Origin of the sequence: Bacillus sp. T3 (genome assembly GCF_033449965.1) — a bacterium.
Classification (GTDB): domain Bacteria; phylum Bacillota; class Bacilli; order Bacillales; family Cytobacillaceae; genus Bacillus_BU.
Genome location: NZ_CP137761.1, coordinates 2728009 through 2747618, shown reverse-complemented (window position 1 = coordinate 2747618; position 19610 = coordinate 2728009). Strand labels below are relative to the sequence as shown.

Here is a 19610-nt window from a genome sequence, read left to right as displayed (position 1 = left end):
CCAGTATTTGGAGCATATTTTCACAAGAGAGAAAAAAGAAAAAGGATATGATTGAGAAGATTAATTAAGGGAATTTAAAAAGCCTATAAAAATGGAGAAGAGGTGTTTCTTCTCTATTTTTTTTCATCATTTTGCTGTATTTTAAAAGGAGTTCTACATGTGGAAGATTTCAGGAGGTGGATATTTAATGGAACATGAATTAATGGAGCTAATTAAAAAATGTGACCTTGCAATAAAACAAGAAGATTTTGAGACATTGATGAATTATTATACTGATGATGCCATTTTAGTTGTTAAACCTGGAATGATTGCACGAGGCAAAGACGAAATCAAAAAAGCATTTATCGCGATTGCAAAATACTTTAATAATAGTGTTGTACCTACACAAGGGGAAATGATTATTTTAGAAACAGGAGATACTGCTTTAGTGTTATCCCAAACGCTCCTTGCTGCTGATAAAGAGGATTCGGAATATTCAATGGATAGAAGGGCAACATATGTCTTTAAGAAAAATCAAAAAGGCGAATGGCTTTGTGCAATTGATAACTCATATGGGACAGAATTAATCAATAAATAGGCTTAAATGAACTTTGACCATGTGGTAGTAATAAAAATATAACAATTGTTGTGGGAAATGAGAGTACAGGGTACTTTTCAGAATCTACCGGAGATAGAGATGATCCCAATTATCGATTCACCATTTTTTTGCAGAGAGGGGATTTAGATTTGACCGTTTCAATCCATAATGAAATCCAAGAACTATATCATAAATTAATTGAGGCATGGAATAAGCGTGATGCCGAGGGTATGGCGAATCTATATTCTGAACAGGGCGTACAAATTGGTTTTGATGGAAGTAAGCTAGTTGGAAAAGCGGAGATTTTGTCCCATGTTAAACCTATATTTGATAACCATCCTACCGCTCCTTTTGTAACGAAAGTTAAATCTATACGAGCGTTAGGTACTGAAGCGGCTTTATTACACGCGATTGCAGGGATGATTCCACCAGGAAAAACAGATATTGAACCTAATGTAAATGCTCACCAGACGCTAGTTGCAGTGAAAAAGGATTGTATTTGGCAAATTGAACTATTTCAAAATACGCCAGCTCAGTTTCATGGCAGACCCGAATTAGTTGAGCAAATGACAAAAGAGTTGAGGCAGTTGCTTTAAGCTGAATAGAGTTATAGGGTTACAATTTGGAGTTATCCTGATTGTAACCCCATTTATTAACTGTTTTTTCATGGATAACGGAAAGGCTTTTTGGGTTAAGGCAGGCGTTTGAAAAAAGAGTTGTTAAAGTCTTTTAATATCTTTTTCAGTTAATCCGGTCAATTCAACTATTTCAGAAATTGATTTTCCTTTTTTTAGCATGGTTTTTGCTACATTTTGGAGTCCAAGCTCAATTCCTTCTTGTTTTCCAAGTTCAATTCCTTCTTGTTTTCCAAGTTCGATACCTTCTTGCTTACCCAGTTCAATACCTTCTTCTTTTCCCATTCTGTGGTAGCCTTGATAATTATTCAGAAGGTCACGAAGTTCTTTTAAGCGTGATTCATACTCAGTGCGGTTTTTCTTCTTAATGCTTAAATTTTCCCATTCGATTAAGGCTTCTCTAATTTCTTCAATATTCATTGACCATTCCTCCAGTTCAGCCAACATTTCATCATCCAGTTTTTTCCTTTGGACATCGGCAGCTGAAAGCATCATCAGCCAAGGCAGTTCTTGATGGTTTTGCTCCTTAAGCTTCCTGCGGTATTTTTTCCATTGTAACATGAATTTACTTAAATCTATTAAATGAATTTCGAGCCTGTCCGACCACAAATAACCCTCTTGGTCTTCTCGAATATGAAATACAGTATGGAATCGCTCTGTTTCGCTTGAAAATAAGGGATAGTTTAAGATAGGGATAATAATAGTAGTGGGAAGTTCTGAATAAGAATCTCCTGGAGTTTAAACTTGAGGAAAACATCCGCGACCAGTAATAAAGAGTTCTTTCAGGCATGTTTTGTTGATTGATTAGTTGAATTTCAATGTTTATACGCTCTCCAAATGAGGTAAAAACTGTTACATCAAAAATGACTGTTTTTCCATCTGGACGGTCCTTTACATTTTCCGTATTCTCAAAATGTAGATCAGTAAACCGATTATCGCCTTTTCGGCCTAACAAATCATTTAAAAATGCAATGGTAATATGCTTCCGATTTTTCTGACCAAATAATTGTTTGAACATAAAGTCCAATTTTAAATCAAGGTATTCCTTTTCCATTAGGGATCTTCCTTTCGAGGATAGTTTGAAGTAAGAGTGGGGGAGTGTGGTAAGTAAAGAAATTTTCTCTTTAAAAATGATTCGACATTTATAACGATTTTTCCTTTTAGTTTTTAATAACATTATTAATCGTTTGGGTTGCGTAATTTGACTGATGAAGAAGACTGAATTCATCTAATGTAGAATTTGAAAAAGATAGATATCATGCCGAACAAAAAAGAAATTAATGCAAGCAATTATTACCCTAGAAAAGCTTATAATAGAGTGGGTGGTAAAAGGCAAGTGGGGTGAAAATTTTCTATAGTTGCTTTTACCACCGTGAAGAGGGCGTTGGCACGATTAAACATAAAAAGAGTAAACAATGCATTCAATTGAGATGAGGGATAGGAAGATGATTGTAATTGAAAATGATTGGTTGAAGGTGGAAATCAGTAAAAATGGAGCAGAAGTACGTAATGTGAAGAACAAGAAAAATAAGCTGAGCTATATGTGGAATGGGAATCCAGCCTATTGGGGACGTGTTTCTCCAGTTTTATTTCCAATTGTCGGGCAATTAAAGGATAATCTTTATCAGCTCGAGGGAAAGACCTACAAGTTGTCTCAACATGGCTTTTTACGTGATGTTGAATTTGAGGTAGATGAACTAAACACAACAGACGTTTCATTTCGCTTTAATTCTTTAGGACGTTTCCTTGATGTTTATCCGTATGATTTTGAAGCGATTATTTGTTACAGTCTTAATCACGATTCACTCACCGTAAATTGGAAAATAATTAATGCCAACGAGGAAGAGATGTATTTTTCGATTGGTGCTCATCCTGCATTTAGGATTCCGCTTTTAGAAAATGAGACCATTGAGGACTATAGTTTACTCCTTGTGCCTGCTGCGAATATTGATGTAATGGAATATGAATTAAAGGAAGGGCTAATTTACGAGAAAGGATCTGCGAATGAAATTACAAAGATTCCACTAACAGATTCGCTATTTGCGCATGATGCTCTTGTTTATAGTAATATAGATCAAATTACACTGGTATCTAAAAAGTCAGAGCATGGTGTAGAGGTAATGTTTGAAGAATTCCCTTTTGTTGGGATTTGGTCGAAATACATAGATGGCAAGATGGCTCCGTTTGTTTGTATTGAGCCATGGTACGGTATTGCAGACAAATATAATACATCTGGAAGTTTGAAGGAGAAATTTGGGATCAATAAACTTGAACCTGAAGAATCCTTCGTGGCTTCATATAAAATGAAGTTTAAATAAGTATTCATTTCAAAAGTGGTAAGGATCAACCTGGAATTGGAATGTGGATAGCGCTAATAATGAAGTAAGCAATGTTATTTTATCTAAATTAAGACTCTTATGGGAAGAAATAAAGTAAAAAAACCCATACAGTGTTCTATGTATTATAAGGTAAAATGGGAACAATGGGAACGGAAGTAATCATTGTTCCCACTATATTCAATATTCATCTATATATTCTGTTCATACCATACGACAAGCTCGTCGATTTCAGTGTTCATTTTTGCGCAATTTAGCAGTGATTTTTCTTTTTCTGGTAATGGAGAAAAATCCATATCCAACCCGATGTCTTCAAAATTGCCTTTTTGAATAATGTAACTAATAAGCTGGTATACCAGATGGGTATCTTTTTCTCTTATTTGTTCTACTAGAAAATGAATGTCCTCTCTCGGAATAATCAATAAATTACCTCCCTAAAAAAGTAGATAAATTTATTATATAAGATTTTTATGAAAGCGGATACATTTTTATTTGTAATTTTCTGAAAATTTGTTTTGGCATTAAGGCGACCCATTGGATTGTTAACAATAGACGTGGATTTCTTTGAAAAATACTAATCATACTATACTTAATTTCACACTATTTATGAATTCGGAGTTTAAATGGGAAATACCTTGCAATATACATGTTGGAATACAATATTGGTGTTTGGTGTTGTATACAATAAATATGGATTTTGATTATTTCGCGGAGTAATAGCATTTTTCATTCATGACAGAAAACAGGGGACAGTTCTTCTGTTTTCCTATTTTACCTAAATGGTAAATATCAGCTAAACAATAGAACCATCCCCTTGCTTATATTTATTTTGGAAGATTTAGTTGCCACGAAACACCAAACTTATCATTTAACCAGCCAAACTTCTTACTAAAACCATAGTCACCTAACGGCATAAGTGCTTGACCATCTATGAGGAGTTTCTCATAAAGAGTGTCAAGCTCCTCTTCAGTTTCACAAGTCACATAAAGAGAAAATGAGGGTGTAAAGGAAAACTGATGTTTTATATTACTGTCAATGCACATAAATTCTTGCCCTTTTAAGGAAAAAGTAGCCTGCATTACGGTTCCTTCATCCCCAGACTCATTCGCTCCATAACGAACAATACTGGTAATTTCTGAATCGTCAATAATTGATATGTAATGATTCATTGCTTCTTCTGCCTTACCATCTTGAAACATTAAGAATGGTGTAACCTTTTCCATAAATATCTACTCCTTAAAAGAAATATTAAGACTTCAAATATAAGAAACTAATCAGTTACCTGACAAGTATAGGTAACTTTACAGTCGTTCGTCAAATGTAAGAAGCTGATTTCTGTCGGGGAGAATACTTATCATCGTAGAGAATAAATACAGAATAGGAACTTAGGACTTTACCTTAGCGAATAGCTAAAATAAAAAATCTTCCGATGTGGAAGATTTTTTATTTTAGATTGGGGAATCCTTGCTGACGCAAAGCTTCATACACCAAAATTGCAGCTGTATTCGATAGATTCAGGGAGCGAACATGATCATTCATGGGTATTCTCAAAAAATGATCTTTATTTTGGTAAAGTAGATCCTTTGGCAAACCTGGTTGTTTCTTTACCAAACATAAAATAATGTTCCTTTGTTACATCACTGAAATCAAAGGACGAATGGGTTGTTTCACCAAAGGTCTCAATATAGTAAAACTCACCTTGATTTTTTGAAAAAAGTCATCCAAGGAGTCATAATACGTTATATTTACTGCGTCCCAAAAATCGATACCAGCTTGTTTTAACATTTCTGGATCTGTTGAAAAGCCAAGTGGTCGGATAAAATGCAAGGACGTATCCGTTGCGGCACAAGTTAGTGCAATATTTGCAGTATTAGACGGAATATCTGGTTGATATAGTACAACATGAATAGCCAAGAAAGGTCACCTCTATCTATTTTTACCCTTCCTATTATAGCAAAAGAATGGTGAGTTTAAGCATTTTTACTAACTGGGGCTTAATTTTTAAAAATCACTTTTTTGATCATATCTCATATGGTCAGCACTTGCAATTTAAACTTTTTATTAATAACAAAAAGAGATAAAGTAAGGAAAGAACATATCAAAAATAAAATTGAGGCGTAACAATATCATTGGAGAAAATGGTAGTATTACAGCGAAATTCATAGAAAAACTTTCATTAATAGAGGGAGGTAAAACTTGGATTACGATTCAAAGGAACTAGCGACTTTAAAGGTGAAACGGTGGCCTAAACACCACATAGCGGCTGGAAACCGTTATTCTGTTGGTCTTAAATCCGATGGCACAGTGACGGCTGTTGGTGATAATAAATATGGCCAATGTGATGTAAGCGGCTGGCGAGACATGGTGGCGGTAGCGACAGGTAATGTGCATATGGCGAAGAACACGGGTAATGCCCATACCATCGGTCTAAAAACGGACGGCACGGTTGTGGCTGTGGGTTGGAATAAGCAGGACCAATGCGAAGTAAGCGACTGGCGCGATATTGTAGCGGTTGCGGGTGGTTGGCGTCGTACCATCGGGCTAAAATCAGATGGCGCGGTGGTGGCAGTGGGTCGAAATACTGAAGGCCAATGCAATGTAAGCGGCTGGCGTGATATGGTGGCGGTAGGTGCGGGTGACTGGCATACCGTTGGACTTAAATCGGACGGCACGGTGACGATTGTGGGAAATAATCGGTATGGCCAATGCAATGTAAGTGGCTGGCGCGACATAGTGGCGGTAGGTGCGGGTTACCTTCATACCATCGGTCTTAAATCGGACGGGACGGTGGCGTCTGTGGGTCAGAATAAACATGGTCAATGCGAAGTAAACGGCTGGTTCGATATTGTGGCGGTAGCGGCGGGAAGTTATCATACCATCGGGCTTAAGGCGGACGGCACGGTGGTAGCATCGGGTTTGAATAAGCATGGCCAATGCGATGTAAACGGTTGGCGCGATATTGTGGCAATAGCTGCGGGTTGCGCTCATACTCTCGGCCTAAAATCGGACGGCACGGTGGTGGCTGTAGGGGATAATGAATATGGCCAATGCGATGTAAATGGCTGGCGTGGCATTCAAATTCCCAACAATTAATCTATTGTCTCAGATTACGGATGGGGGCGATTCTTGGCTACTTAAAGCTAAAGAATCGTCCCCAATTGTCATTTACATTAAGTAGTGTACGAGGATTAGAAATAACATTGAAATGGCAATGAACGTAAATGAAAAAGGGTAATTTCTTTTTGCGATTTGGTAAGATGTTGTTCCAGGAAGTAAACTGCTCATTGTAATGGATGCCCCACTAAAGGAGCTAGCCAGCATTCCAGTCGCAAATCCAACGAGCAGTGCACTGGCATAGATTGCTGGAGAGACTCCAATCGCCTCTGGTTTTAAAATTTGACCTACAAATATCATTGCTACAAATTGATGGACACCTAGCATGGATAGGCTCAGCACAATGACGATGATAGCAGGGATATAGAAGATGGCTGAATAATCCGTTCCTAAACCTGGTAAAAAACGTACTAATGATTGGCTTAATCCAAGTGCTTCAACGGTATGGAGGAATAAACCGGCCGTGATAATGACCGAAAATTGACCAAAAAAACTCGGAGTGATCTTAAAGATTTGCACACGGCATGCATTCCACCAATTGATCAACTTTTTTATACCAATACTCCAGAAAAAAGTGAAGGGCAGGACGCTAAATAAAATGGTTTCCATCATGCCAGCTCGAGAAAAATCGTTCTGAGACAAGTAAGAATGAAAAATAAACGCAGAATGGTAGAAATATCGTCAGTAAAGACAAATAATCTTGTTTTTCTAACTGTATTTGTTGGCTTAATTTATTTTGTTCACTGCGAAGTCGATCTTTTTTGGTAAAGAAAAAAGATAGCCAGAGTCCAATCGCTACAAGACAGAGATTGATTGAAAGCAAGGATAGCCAAGTCGTGCCAGATATATCGACAGCTAGGGCAATAGCTGCACCAATTGGTGAACACATCATCGCTAATCCAAAGGACCGAAACGAAAGTTGGGCATTAACCGTTTCGGCAGGTTCAGTTCCTTTATGGTAAAAAATAGATTTTGAAATTGGTAGAGCGGCCATATTAATGAAATTGGCTAATAGAAAAGAAGAGATATGACATACTTTAAAGGATGAAACCTTTTGATTTAAGACTCTGATCAATTTTTGAATCATTCCAATCTGGTCATCAACTGGCACAGAAATAAGTGGAATCATTCCGATGAACAAAATCAGTTTTAACATTAACGAAAAACCTTCAGTTATTTGACTCCATAACCCATGATAATAATAGGTAAGAAAAAGCGAGCTTACTAAAAAGCTAACGGATAGAACGAAATAAAACCGTGATACGCCAATTAGTGCACTTACGAGTAGAAGGATGGCTGTCGTATTTAAACATACTTCAATTAGCCGTGTTGTTGGGAATATTAAATTAAGTATGTAAAAAATAAAGGCTGTTATGAAAATTACACCCCGGATGAGAAATAATGGGTGAGCTCTTTCTTTCATTCAAAATCAACTCCACTCCACTTACATTGGTATACTTAAACCCCAATTTTCTATTTTGTTTCATAAGGCAGTATTTTTTTATTATAGCACTGCACGTTACCATATATTGTGAACTTGCTTTGGTTATGTAGATTCATTAATATCAAGCAAAGAATGCTGGTAAAACAATTACGAGAATTAGAAAAAGTAAATGTTGTAGGTTGTATAGTTTATCCAGTTGTTCCTCCTTAAGGAGAGTATTCTAATGGACTGGAACCTGAGTAGCTTGAATGGTCCTTGGATTAACCAGCGAGAGCAAAATAAGGGGAGATTTTTCCCTTAAATGCAGAATATGGCTCGTTACGGGGTAAATAAAGGGAGATTTTCCCCTTATGCAAAGCAAAATCAACTATTTTTTCTTTTTTCGAATCAATAGAGGGAATTTCTCCTTCTATTTAAGCTTTTTTTGATGAGATTTCAAAATTAAGTGGAATTTTTGCTTCTATTTTTTCGATGAAATTCACTAACAGATAAATACCGTCTATTGATCTGATAGGGTGCTTAACCTGTTCCCCCAACCGATAACATCGGACCCCATTGACCCCAGATGCAAGAATCCGCATCATTTTATCGACTTGTTGAGAAAGTACTTTTTTATCGTCTTGGCACTTAGTCTCAAATACTCCTCGACTTTTTTAAGATATCCCTTTCGAATCACTAACCGATGCACTTCCTTTTCGACAACGACAGAGAGGTATGATCCAGTTCATCCTCCAACCATCGGCCCAACACTTGCTGAACAATCGTAAATTGGTTGAAATCGTCTTTTGTGCGCTAATATGTGCGTGAAAGGTAGGGGGCCGGTTATAGGCAATAGTTCTCATTAAAAATCGATTCATAAATAGTATGATAGTGGTGAAAATTTAGAAATCCGAAATTTCCTTTTGTAAAGATATTTAAAGTTTTGTAGAGAGTGTGTGATATTTTCGTTAATCAGAACGAATTAATAAAGAGAAATGGTAATTTAGTAGTATATTTTAGTGCTTCCTTTATGTGAAAGGAGGAGAGATTTCATAGATTTGGAAGTACTATTTTATAAAGTTACTATATGAGAAAAAGAGGAGGAACACACTTGAAGAGGCTTAGAAAACAGCTTGTTGCTCTAACGACTTTGTTTGTTTTATTGATTAGTTTAGTTCTCCCCTATCGGGCATTGGCGTCTGAACCAATTACAGTTGGACAAGCCATTGCGAATAATACGGGGACAGCTACCGTTGTTGGGTATATTGTCGGTTATACAACAAGCGGCAGTAGTGGTAAAGCTACATATGATTTTGATGCTCCATTTGCAGCAGATACCAACTTTGCTATTGCCGATAGCCCAACGGAACGGGATGCAACGAAACTATTACCCGTTCAAATTCCTACTAGTTTTCGTTCAAACTATGGTTTATTAACGAATCCCTCAATCGTCGGTCAAAAGGTTTTTGTTACCCGGTTCACTTGAAGCTTATTTTTCCGTACCAGGTCTAAAATCGCCAACGGCCTTTTCATTTGATGGCACAACGCCACCTCCTGATGACGAACCTATTGATGGCGAACTAGGATTAAACATTCGCGACATTCAGGGTCAATCACATACTTCACCTTATAAAGATAAAAATGTAGTAGATGTACCAGGGGTAGTTACTTATGTTGTAGACAGTAGCAATTTTTACATCCAGGATCCAAACCCAGATGACAATTCTAATACCTCAGAAGGTCTTCTCGTTTACAAGCCATCACACGGTGTTGCCGTGGGGGATTGTGTAACCGTTTCGGGACTTGTCAAAGAGTGGGTACTAGATGGTTATGCCGAGAAGCTGCAAACGGATTTAGCGATGACAGAAATTAATGCTCAATCGGGAAAAATTACAAAGGTTTCTAGTGGCAACGAGCTTCCAACACCAATTATCATCGGTAAGGACGCGATACCACCAACATCCGACATTGATAACGATCAATTTGCAGCATTTGATCCAGCTGAAGATGGGATTGATTTTTATGAGAGCTTAGAAGGAATGCTTGTTTCCATCGAAAATCCTACTGTAACCGGACCACAAAAATATGGAGAAGTACCGGTCATTACAGGTCCTATTGCTGGAAAGGAATATACAAAAGAAGGAACACCTTTATTAACTAAGGAAAACCAAAATCCTGAGAAAATGCTTCTACAACTTGATGATCGAAGCTTTGTAACAAAAGCAGGAGACTCTTTTGCTGGAACCGTTACTGGAGTGGTGAGTTATTCGTTTAGTAATTTTAAAATCTTAACAAAAGCAGCTAATTTACCTCAATTAGTAGAAAAGGAAATAACGAATGAAGTCACGACGATTCAAAAAGAAGAAGATAAACTAACTATTGCCGGCTACAATATTGAAAACTTCGCCGCTTCCGATACCGTCAAACGCGATAAGCTAGCAAAATCAGTGGTTGATAACTTAGGTTCTCCTGATATTATTGGTCTTGTTGAGGTGCTTGACGAAAGTGGGGAAACGAACGACGGTGTTGTCAAGGCAGATGCAAACTATATGGCATTAAGTGAGGCAATTAAAGGGTTTGGTGGGCCGACCTATGCTTGGACAGAAATTGCTCCTGAGGATGGGAAGGATGGAGGAGTCCCAGGTGGAAACATCCGTGTCGGTTATCTATACAATCCGGATCGTGTGCAGTTAAACGAGGCACCAAAAGGAGATGCCACTACGGCAGTTGCCTATGAAAATGGCTCGCTTACTTTAAACCCAGGTCGGATTGACCCAACAAATGCTGCTTTCAACAGTAGCCGTAAGCCGTTAGCCGCGGAGTTTACGTTCCATGGTGAAGAAGTTGTTGTCATTAACAATCACTTTAACTCTAAAGGTGGAGATCAGCCTTTATTTGGAAAAAATCAACCGCCGACACTTGAAAGTGAAGCACAACGAGTACAAATTGCCCAAATCGTTAATAACTTTGTCTCTGACGTTAAAGAAAAGAACGAGGATGCCAATGTTGTCGTATTAGGAGACTTAAACGATTTTGAGTTTTCTGCACCACTAGCCGCATTAAAAGGTGATGACTTAACGAACCTAGTCGAAACGCTACCAGCTTCTGAAAGATACACTTACAACTATCAAGGAAATGCACAAGTATTGGATCATATTTTAGTATCCAACAATTTAGCTGGAGCAGCGAAACTGGATATCGTGAACTTTAACTCTCCATATATGGAAGAGCATGGACGCGCTAGTGACCATGATGCCCTTGTTGCGCAGTTAGATTTAGCCGTAGAAGAAGGGCCATTCACGATGTCACTCCTTCATGTAAACGATTCACATGCCTATGTAGAGCAATTCCCACGACTGATTTCGGCTGTGAACGAGTTACGTTCCCAAAAGGAAAATAGCTTGTTGCTACATGCTGGGGATGTGTTTTCAGGAACATTATACTTCAGACGATATCTCGGTCTAGCAGACTTGTATTTTATGAATCAATTAGGGTTTGATGCGATGACACTTGGAAACCATGAATTTGATAAGGATTCAGCAACGCTAGCGAATTTCATTAAGCAGGCTAAGTTCCCAATTGTGTCTTCCAACGTCAACATGACAAATGATTCTGAATTAGGGCCACTATTCAAAAACTCAGTCGGTGGAACGAATGAACAAGGAGAAATCTTCCCGGCTATTATAAAAGAAGTGGATGGAGAAGAGGTAGGGATTTTTGGCTTAACAACAGAAGATACATCATTCCTTGCGAATCCTGGAGATAATATTAAGTTTGAAGACTCAGTCCAAAAAGCTAATGAGACGGTAGCGTTGCTTGAAGCACAGGGTGTGGACAAAATTATTGCTTTATCCCACTTAGGCTATCAATCAGATTTGGATCTGGCAAAAGAGGTAAACGGAATTGATGTGATTGTTGGCGGGCATTCCCATACAAAACTAGATGCTCCTGTTGTGATAGAAAAAGCGGAGCCAACTTTAATCGTCCAAGCAAATGAGTATTTAAAATATCTTGGAGTACTTGACGTTACCTTTGATGAAAAAGGTGTGATTGCCGATTACGCTGGTGAGTTAAAGCCATTAAGTAATTACCCAGAGGATGCTGAAGCAAAAGCGAAGGTGGAGGAGTATAAAGCACCATTAACTGAACTACAAAAACAGGTAGTCGGAAGTACATCAGTTGCGTTAAATGGGGAACGTGGTGATGTTCGCAGCAAGGAAACCAATCTAGGGAACTTAATTGCGGACGGCATGGTCGCGAAAGCAAATGAGTTCATCCCTACGTATATTGCGATGCAAAACGGCGGTGGAATTCGTGCCTCGATTAATCAGGGGGATATCACGTTAGGAGAAGTGTTAACGGTACTACCTTTCGGCAACAACCTTGTTACGCTTGACCTAACTGGTGCAGAAATTCTTGCTGCCTTAGAGCACAGTGTGAGCACTCCTGGTGCAGGTGGATTCATGCAGGTTTCAGGATTGAAGTTCAAGTACGATCCGGCGAAACCAGTAGGTGATCGCGTCTGGGATGTCGAGGCTTTAACAGCTGACGGTTATGAAGAACTCAAACCTGATAAAACATATCGCATCGCGACGAATGCCTTCACAGCGGACGGTGGCGATGGTTACAGCATGTTTAAAACGGCGAAAGACCAAGGACGAATCACCGAGTTATACATTGTCGACTTTGAGGTGTTTACTTCCTATTTGGAAAAGTCCAACCCTGTTTCACCAGTGGTGGAAGGTAGAATTGTCCAACAAGTTGAGGACAGTGTTGCTCCAGATGCTCCTTCTGTAAATGAAGTGACCGACCAATCGACAAACGTAACTGGCAAGGCAGAAGCAGGTGCAACGGTTGAAGTGTCTATTGCTGGATCTGTAGTTGGAACTAGTACTGCATCAGAGGACGGTAGCTTTGATATCGAAATCGCAAAGCAAAAAGCTGGAACTGAGCTTACGGTTACAGCCACAGATGCTGCTGGCAATGTAAGTGACGGGACAGTCGTGATAGTTATCGATGTAACCGCACCAGAAGCACCAAAAGTCCATGATGTCATCCAAAATGATACCGTGGTGACAGGTACAACGGAAGCTGGTGCAAGTGTGAAGGTCATGATGGACAATGTAGAGCTAGGAACAGCTGTAGCCGATGTTAACGGGAAGTTTGAGGTATTGGTGTCAAAGCAAAAACATAAAAATGTATTAACCGTGTCGGCCACTGATGCGGCTGGAAATGTTAGTGAGGCAAGTATTGTTGAGGTATTAAAGAAAAACGAGAAGTAAGAGTGAAGGCAGGTTGCTGTTTTAGCAATCTGTCTTTTTTAGATTGTTTGATAAAAGTACTTAACCATGGTATAAGTGTAAAAGAAGCAGGGACATTCTGCTTTTTAATTTTGGGATAAGGGACTAGCTTGGTATCCCATTATGAGAGGATTGAAATTGAAGATGTTAGATAATTTTTGGCGTGATTTACCACGACCTTTTTTTATATTGGCACCAATGGAGGATGTGACGGATGTTGTTTTTCGTCATGTAGTAAGCGCAGCAGCCAGACCTGATGTGTTTTTTACAGAGTTTACAAACACAGAAAGCTATTGTCACCCAGAGGGGATCAAAAGTGTGCGAGGGCGTTTGACTTTTACGGAGGATGAACAACCCATTGTAGCCCATATATGGGGGGATAAGCCTGAATACTTTCGGCAAATGAGTATGGGTATGGCGAAACTAGGCTTTCGGGGTATCGATATCAATATGGGCTGTCCTGTACCCAATGTGGCACAGAATGGCAAGGGAAGCGGCCTTATTCTTCGTTCCAGGAAGTTGCAGCGAATATAATAGAAGCAGCAAAAGCAGGTGGTTTGCCTGTAAGTGTAAAGACAAGGCTTGGTTACAATGATGTTGACGAATGGCACGACTGGTTGACACACATATTGAAACAAGACATTGTAAATCTTTCCATTCATCTGCGGACAACAGAGGAATTGAGCCAAGTAGATGCTCATTGGGAGTTGATTCCAGAGATCAAGAAACTTCGTGACAAGGTGGCACCAGATACACTCCTGACAATTAATGGGGATATTCCTGACCGTCAAACTGGCTTGAAGCTTGCCTCTCAATATGGTGTTGATGGGGTTATGATCGGGCGAGGTATTTTTAAAAATCCATTTGCCTTTGAAATAGAGCAGAAAGATCATAGCAGTAAGGAATTGCTTGATCTCTTAAGGTTGCATCTGGATCTACATGATCAATACTCAAAATTAGAGCTGCGTCCGTTCAAAGCTCTTCACCGCTTTTTTAAGATATATGTCAAAGGATTTCGAGGAGCTAGTGAATTAAGAAATCAATTAATGAACACGAATTCAACAGATGAAGTGCGTGGGTTGCTCGATAGTTTTTCAATGAATCTTGAAAGAATGGGCGAATAGTAGAATTAAATAAAATTTTGAAAAAGGGATCTAGTATTTGTCGGAACTACAGTAATCGTGATTGCTGATGACAAAAAAATTTTTTTAATAAGAAAACTGATAAAAAGCAGCCTGTATCGTTGATTACCAAGTAATCGTCGATACAGGCTTTACAATAATGACCAAATATAACCCTTTAGCCTATTGTTTTATTTTCGTTTTTTTCCAACGGCGCCTAGGTATAGGACAAACTCTTCATCTCCGTCCAAACCTAAAACCTCATCAATTAATTTTTGGTCATAAATACCAATCGCACATGCTCCTGCATTGATGGATTCGCTAGCTAAATATAGGTTTTGGCATATATGTCCAACATCGATAAGAATTTTCTTGTGTGCTGAAATATCATATTTCCATTCCGAACGGTACGGAGTTGTGCTCCATGCAAATACTGCTGCAGCTCGTTTGCCAAAGTTAGGTACAAATGGCTGATCTAGTGTAATAGCATCGATTTTGTTATCTATTTCAGACAATTCATCCATAAATAAAAGTTTGTGCTCTACTGGAAGATATCTGTAAATCCCAGGTTGAAGGCCTTCTATCCGCATAATGAATAGATAGGTTTCAAATGTATGTGTGGCTCCACTGCAGGGGACAGTTCGGAGCATAAGTCCGCCTTTATTGGTACCAGTGATACCTTGTGTAGCCCACAATAGATAAGATAACTCCTCAAGGGTTAATCTTTCCTCAGAATAAAGCCGTGTACTTCTCCTTTCCTTTATGCATTCGTAAATACTTTGTCTTTTTATCATATCCTCATAAATTTCAGGCAGATCTATTATGATCGATGAGGGGTCATAGGGCTTAACAGTCAGCGGTTTTGGCAACCCCTTAGCCTTATCGGTTTTAATGTGTTTGAATTCGAGAAAATTTGATTTTAAAAATTCTCTCTGTTGTTCATATCGTCCCATAATCTTGCCTCCCGTGATGTCTCTACATTCACGATACTATACCCATTATGGATTTTCTTCTGTGATATGCATCATAAACATCAAGAACAAAGGGCCTTGAGTTACATTTAAAGTCTCTAACGCTATGTTTTGTATTTATTGTATTGTTAATTTTTTCAGTAAATTATACTTGTGAAAAATGAATTAGTACTGTATAGTACTAATTATGATGAAGAATAAATTAATGAATCAAAAGCGTGTGATTGAAGTAGCGGCCAATTTATTTTTGGAAAAGGGCTTTGCCTATACGAGCATGGATGAATTAGTTCGCGTTAGTAAGGTGTCAAAGTCAAATGTGTATTATCATTTTTCAAATAAAGATGAATTATTAGCAGCGGTCGTTGATTATTGGATTACGGTATACAATCAAGCATTGGATGAAGTACTGAATCAGCAACAATTATCAGTTGAACAACGAGTGTTGACCTTTTTAACGCAATTGTCACAAGGGGTGCGAGGCAGGGAGTATCAAGGTAGCTGTCCATTTATAACACTAGCGATCCAATGCCCAGCGCATGCTAATCAACTGAAAGAGAGAATCGGATTGTTTTTCGCAGAATTGAAATTAAAGGTTTGTATCCTCTTTAAACAAGGCATGGAACGAGGAGAATTTCGTCATACGAAACAGCCGGATGAAGTAGCTGCGTTATTTATCACTAATTTGGAAGGCTCATTATTTCTTGCAGAAACTCAAAAAGATGCTACCATCATCACGAAAACAGCTCAACAATTTATGAGATTGCTTCGCTAAAGAGGCAATTTTTTTTACACAAAATTAGAACTAAGTAGTACTAAAAAGGGGAGGATACGGATGAAAAGAGTTTTTATAATCGGCGGTACGGGATTCATTGGTAAGCAGCTTGTCCAACAATTATTTACAGAGCAGGTAGACATCATCCTATTAGTAAGGTCCATAACGAAAGCAAAGGCGATTTTCCTAGATCAAGTGCATCGCCTCCAGTTTGTAGAAGGGGATTTAACAAAACCAGGTTTAGGGCTACGGGATGAAGATACTCAACTGGTATTAAAGAGCGATGTAATCATACATGCTGGTGGTCCAATGGACATTACCGTCCCTGAACAACAGGCAACTGCTGCATTTTTAAACGGCGCAAAGCATGTGAGCGAACTGGCACAAACCATTCATATTACAAAAGGTTTAGAGCAATTGATTCATGTCGTCGGTTATATGAGTCCTTTTGATGATCACAATAGCAACGTGGATATTGATGTATTTCATGATGGACAGCAGTATTTAAACATAAAAAATCCGTATGAACGGACGAAATTTTTAGCAGACCTATATCTGCGCCAGCAAGCAATGAAAGTCGGCTACCCTATTTCTGTCATAAATCCTCCGACAGTGGTTGGTCCGAGTCAGACTGGGAGTACGGAGCAGCTGGCAGGTGTAGGGTTGCTAGTGAAAAGTTTACAGAAAGGTCTTATGCCCGTTGTACCTGGAGGAAGAGACTACCGCTTACCGCTTATTGCTAACGATTTATTAGCAAATTTTATTATTGAGATTTTGAAACAAGGAGAACCGAAGAGCGGAACCTATACACTTGTTCCGGACCGAAGTAATGATCTTACTATGCCCGAATTACTTGAAATCATGACGGAAAGCCTGAATGTGAAAACACCCACTAAATCTGTTCCCATCCAAATGATGAAAGCATTATTAAATGCTGGAGGAAGTAAACTAACAGGAATCCCGGCGGATGGGTTAAATTTCATTACGAAAAGAGATTTTTCAAATGATATGGTGGAAACGGTAATGGGGAAGGGTTGGTTCCAAGAAAATAGTGCAGCGATTTTTTTACCTGTGGTGATAGCGGATTTAGATTATCGTCTAACGTTTCCTACCAATAAGCTCGATAACGAGTTTGACAGAGTAAGGATCGAAAACCTTGTCGTTTATCAAAAAAGTGGTGAAGGCAAACCATTTATTTTGTTCCATGGTTTACTCAGTGATGGCGAGGATTTGTTTCCATTAGCGAGACATTTATATGAAAAAACAGGTCGACCTGTGTGGGTCGTCGATCTTCCGGGTTTAGGCCGTTCTCCTTTTAAAAAAGGAAAAAATAAGATGGATATTTATCTTGAAGCAGTTAAAGGACTTTTGACTGATGCTTCTGAAGGTGCGCACTTAATTGGACATTCCTTTGGAGCGATAGTGTTGCTGGCTGCATGCAAACAACATTATTTTCGTCCACAAGACACCATCACACTGCTGCAACCGCCAGTGTTGAAAAAGAGGCTCCCCGTGTTACCGGATTTTTTGAAAAAATGGATGGTAAAGAAAGCGAGTTTGAATATGTTAGAAAAATATTTCTTGGATACAGGAATGTTTCGTAGTGGAGATGAGATGCCTCCAAACTATGTGGCAAAGGTCAAAAGTAGTTTTACCTCACCAAGAATATTGAATACAACAGTTCAAATGGATGGATGGTTGTCGAACCTGGAAGGAATGGAACTGAACGATGTTGTGAGTAGTGATATTGAGATTATTTGGGGAAATCATGATCGGGCTTATGAATTGCCTGCAAAACTGGGAGATGTCATGCAGGTTCCATATGGGCATCATTTTCCTCTGAGTCATCCAATCGAAACAGCAAACGTGATATTAGAAAATGAGAAAAATACAGATTCAATTCCGGTGTAGAGTTCAGCCAATTTCCAAATGCTTTCAGGAGTTGAAGAAGATACAAGTAAATTATGAGATATTTTTACAAGTAAAGGGGAAACTACTCTTTGAGAAAGGAAGGATTAGGGCTATGACAATAAAAGCTCAAAGATACCTTAATGTTGCTATGGTCTTACTATCATGGTTGACAATACCCTTATTAGGATCCCGGAACATAAAAAGATTTTTTCCTGCATCCATATTAATTGGCATTGTAGAACTACTTCATGCACGAATTGGGAAAAAAAAGAGGTGGTGGGTTTTCTATAATAAGCCCAATTCCTTTCTTTTTGGGGAATTCCCCTTTCAATTTGGTCCTTTTTTAGCAGCCTCTATTTGGTTACTAAAATGGTCGTATGGAAATTTTAAACGGTTTATTTTACTCAACGGAATAACAAATTTTCTCTTTGCATTTCCGATATCATATTTTGCAAAAAAATATAGGTATTATACTTTAGTCCGAATGAATAGCTTCCAGTTTTTTCTCTACTTCTTTTCTAAGGCATTTTTATTTTACGGGTTTCAATCCTTATTTGAAAATATAAGAAGCTTTCAAACTAACATTAAAAACAGCAAGCTAACGTGAAACATTCCTTAAAACAAGGGATGTTTTTTCGTATACCAACAGATTTGGTACCTATTACAGTAGTGCTAACATAGCAAGGAAGTAAGTTCATCTAGATCGGTAACTGCAACGGGTTTAAATTATTGAAGAAGTTACTTTAAAGAATTAAAAATTCCAATTTAATTTTATGCAACGATATAATATAGGGGGAAGTCCAGTAAGAATGGAGAGGGAAAAAAATGAAGAATAATTTGTTTTATATTAAATTAGTCCATACTATTATTTGGGTTTTTTATGTAACGGCCATTTTTTATATTCTCTACTCTGGAATCTTTAATCGAATTAACCTGTACACCTGGATTGCAATCGGATTGGTTATTTTTGAGGGACTTGTGCTAGTCGTATTCAAAGGAAAATGCCCATTTACCATTCTAGGATATAAATACGCAGATAATCCTAAGGTTGGCTTTGACATCTATTTGCCGCAATGGTTGGCCAAATACAACAAACTGATTTTTACTACCATATTCGTTGTTGGAACAATCATTGTTCTTTATAGAAATTGATAACGATTCGTCCTTTACTTATAGAATGAACATGAAAAATGAAATTAAGATCAAAATGAAAGCCGCATCCATTGCTCGATGCGGCTTCCTTATTTCTTTTTTAAAAAAGGATAAGATAATCCCAATCCTCCCAAATATAAAATGACTAAAAAATAAACTGGAAGTAAATGGAGAAAATCTGTATATCCTATATAAAAATGTGTTCCAATCCCAGCTATAAACGCTGGTAATGCTCCTATAGCAAGGGTAATCAAATCCAAGGTACTCCTTTTTTAAATCACCACAGATAGGTATAGGG

16 protein-coding genes and 3 pseudogenes are annotated in these 19610 nt (G+C 38.3%); 11 read left to right on the top strand and 8 right to left on the bottom strand.

The features are described from left to right. Positions 1-187 precede the first annotated feature (187 nt). Together RGF10_RS14150 and RGF10_RS14145 are read left to right on the top strand one after the other, a co-directional pair. Positions 188-577: a YybH family protein gene (locus tag RGF10_RS14150; RefSeq protein WP_318509479.1), complete on the top strand. Its 390-nt coding sequence runs from the start codon at positions 188-190 to the stop codon at positions 575-577. A gap of 149 nt (positions 578-726) precedes the next feature. Next, entirely contained in the window at positions 727-1173 is a 447-nt protein-coding gene (locus RGF10_RS14145; RefSeq protein ID WP_318503027.1) for an SgcJ/EcaC family oxidoreductase, read from the top strand. A 123-nt stretch (positions 1174-1296) separates the two neighbouring features. Here the strand turns inward: RGF10_RS14145 and RGF10_RS23895 are convergent. Further along, positions 1297-2266: pseudogene (locus tag RGF10_RS23895) on the bottom strand (Rpn family recombination-promoting nuclease/putative transposase). Between the two features lie 391 nt (positions 2267-2657). Between RGF10_RS23895 and RGF10_RS14130 the strand changes: the two are divergent. Next, a complete protein-coding gene (locus RGF10_RS14130; RefSeq protein WP_318503026.1) occupies positions 2658-3530 on the top strand; it encodes an aldose 1-epimerase family protein in 873 nt (290 codons plus the stop codon). Between the two features lie 209 nt (positions 3531-3739). On the opposite strand, the gene RGF10_RS14125 is transcribed toward RGF10_RS14130, so the two are convergent. The 3 genes and pseudogenes from RGF10_RS14125 to RGF10_RS14115 form a co-directional block, all read right to left on the bottom strand. Further along, positions 3740-3970: a hypothetical protein gene (locus RGF10_RS14125; RefSeq protein WP_318503024.1), complete on the bottom strand. Its 231-nt coding sequence runs from the start codon at positions 3968-3970 to the stop codon at positions 3740-3742. Between the two features lie 402 nt (positions 3971-4372). Further along, positions 4373-4771, bottom strand: a complete 399-nt coding sequence (locus tag RGF10_RS14120) for a VOC family protein (RefSeq protein WP_318503022.1) — start codon at positions 4769-4771, stop codon at positions 4373-4375. A gap of 220 nt (positions 4772-4991) precedes the next feature. Beyond that, a pseudogene (locus tag RGF10_RS14115) lies at positions 4992-5462 on the bottom strand (tRNA (cytidine(34)-2'-O)-methyltransferase). A gap of 282 nt (positions 5463-5744) precedes the next feature. Between RGF10_RS14115 and RGF10_RS14110 the strand changes: the two are divergent. Then, the gene (locus tag RGF10_RS14110) at positions 5745-6641 is read left to right on the top strand and encodes an RCC1 domain-containing protein (protein WP_318503020.1); all 897 of its coding nucleotides are present in this window, start codon (positions 5745-5747) and stop codon (positions 6639-6641) included. Positions 6642-6713: 72 nt separating this feature from the next. On the opposite strand, the gene RGF10_RS14105 is transcribed toward RGF10_RS14110, so the two are convergent. Both RGF10_RS14105 and RGF10_RS14100 read right to left on the bottom strand, forming a co-directional pair. Further along, on the bottom strand, positions 6714-7181 hold the full coding sequence (locus tag RGF10_RS14105; RefSeq protein WP_318503018.1) for a hypothetical protein: 468 nt from the start codon (positions 7179-7181) through the stop codon (positions 6714-6716). 70 nt (positions 7182-7251) lie between these two features. Next, positions 7252-8085, bottom strand: coding sequence for a hypothetical protein (locus RGF10_RS14100; protein ID WP_318503016.1), 834 nt, complete (start codon positions 8083-8085; stop codon positions 7252-7254). A 108-nt stretch (positions 8086-8193) separates the two neighbouring features. Between RGF10_RS14100 and RGF10_RS23890 the strand changes: the two genes are divergently transcribed. The 4 genes and pseudogenes from RGF10_RS23890 (at position 8194) to RGF10_RS14080 (ending at position 14509) form a co-directional block, all read left to right on the top strand. Continuing rightward, positions 8194-8316 carry a winged helix-turn-helix transcriptional regulator gene (locus RGF10_RS23890; protein WP_412176632.1) on the top strand — a complete coding sequence of 41 codons (123 nt, stop codon included), beginning with the start codon at positions 8194-8196 and terminating at the stop codon, positions 8314-8316. A gap of 880 nt (positions 8317-9196) precedes the next feature. Continuing rightward, the gene (locus RGF10_RS14090; protein ID WP_318503014.1) at positions 9197-9571 is read left to right on the top strand and encodes a DUF6359 domain-containing protein; all 375 of its coding nucleotides are present in this window, start codon (positions 9197-9199) and stop codon (positions 9569-9571) included. After that, positions 9552-13367, top strand: a complete 3816-nt coding sequence (locus RGF10_RS14085) for a 5'-nucleotidase C-terminal domain-containing protein (protein ID WP_318503012.1) — start codon at positions 9552-9554, stop codon at positions 13365-13367. Before RGF10_RS14090 ends, RGF10_RS14085 begins: the two co-directional genes overlap by 20 nt. A gap of 162 nt (positions 13368-13529) precedes the next feature. Next, positions 13530-14509, top strand: a pseudogene (locus RGF10_RS14080) (tRNA dihydrouridine synthase). 188 nt (positions 14510-14697) lie between these two features. Here RGF10_RS14080 and RGF10_RS14075 read toward each other — a convergent pair. After that, entirely contained in the window at positions 14698-15459 is a 762-nt protein-coding gene (locus RGF10_RS14075) for a SagB/ThcOx family dehydrogenase (RefSeq protein ID WP_318503011.1), read from the bottom strand. A 223-nt stretch (positions 15460-15682) separates the two neighbouring features. Here RGF10_RS14075 and RGF10_RS14070 point away from each other — a divergent pair, with 223 nt between their 5' ends. From RGF10_RS14070 to RGF10_RS14060, 3 genes are all read left to right on the top strand, one after another. After that, a complete protein-coding gene (locus RGF10_RS14070) occupies positions 15683-16249 on the top strand; it encodes a TetR/AcrR family transcriptional regulator (protein ID WP_318503009.1) in 567 nt (188 codons plus the stop codon). A 60-nt stretch (positions 16250-16309) separates the two neighbouring features. Then, positions 16310-18160 (top strand): alpha/beta fold hydrolase, encoded by a 1851-nt coding sequence (locus RGF10_RS14065; protein ID WP_318503007.1) that lies wholly within the window; start codon positions 16310-16312, stop codon positions 18158-18160. Between the two features lie 825 nt (positions 18161-18985). Next, positions 18986-19312, top strand: coding sequence for a hypothetical protein (locus tag RGF10_RS14060; protein WP_318503005.1), 327 nt, complete (start codon positions 18986-18988; stop codon positions 19310-19312). 89 nt (positions 19313-19401) lie between these two features. On the opposite strand, the gene RGF10_RS14055 is transcribed toward RGF10_RS14060, so the two are convergent. After that, positions 19402-19566, bottom strand: a complete 165-nt coding sequence (locus tag RGF10_RS14055) for a hypothetical protein (protein WP_318503003.1) — start codon at positions 19564-19566, stop codon at positions 19402-19404. Between the last annotated feature and the right edge of the window lie 44 nt (positions 19567-19610).

What these genes read in the sequence shown, in the direction of transcription:
- RGF10_RS14150 (WP_318509479.1), top strand. Translation starts at nt 188, where the DNA reads ATGGAACATGAATTAATGGAGCTAATTAAAAAATGTGACCTTGCAATA.
- RGF10_RS14100 (WP_318503016.1), bottom strand. Translation starts at nt 8,085, where the DNA reads ATGAAAGAAAGAGCTCACCCATTATTTCTCATCCGGGGTGTAATTTTC.
- RGF10_RS14130 (WP_318503026.1), top strand. Translation starts at nt 2,658, where the DNA reads ATGATTGTAATTGAAAATGATTGGTTGAAGGTGGAAATCAGTAAAAAT.
- RGF10_RS14060 (WP_318503005.1), top strand. Translation starts at nt 18,986, where the DNA reads ATGAAGAATAATTTGTTTTATATTAAATTAGTCCATACTATTATTTGG.
- RGF10_RS14120 (WP_318503022.1), bottom strand. Translation starts at nt 4,771, where the DNA reads ATGGAAAAGGTTACACCATTCTTAATGTTTCAAGATGGTAAGGCAGAA.
- RGF10_RS14070 (WP_318503009.1), top strand. Translation starts at nt 15,683, where the DNA reads ATGAATCAAAAGCGTGTGATTGAAGTAGCGGCCAATTTATTTTTGGAA.
- RGF10_RS14075 (WP_318503011.1), bottom strand. Translation starts at nt 15,459, where the DNA reads ATGGGACGATATGAACAACAGAGAGAATTTTTAAAATCAAATTTTCTC.
- RGF10_RS14065 (WP_318503007.1), top strand. Translation starts at nt 16,310, where the DNA reads ATGAAAAGAGTTTTTATAATCGGCGGTACGGGATTCATTGGTAAGCAG.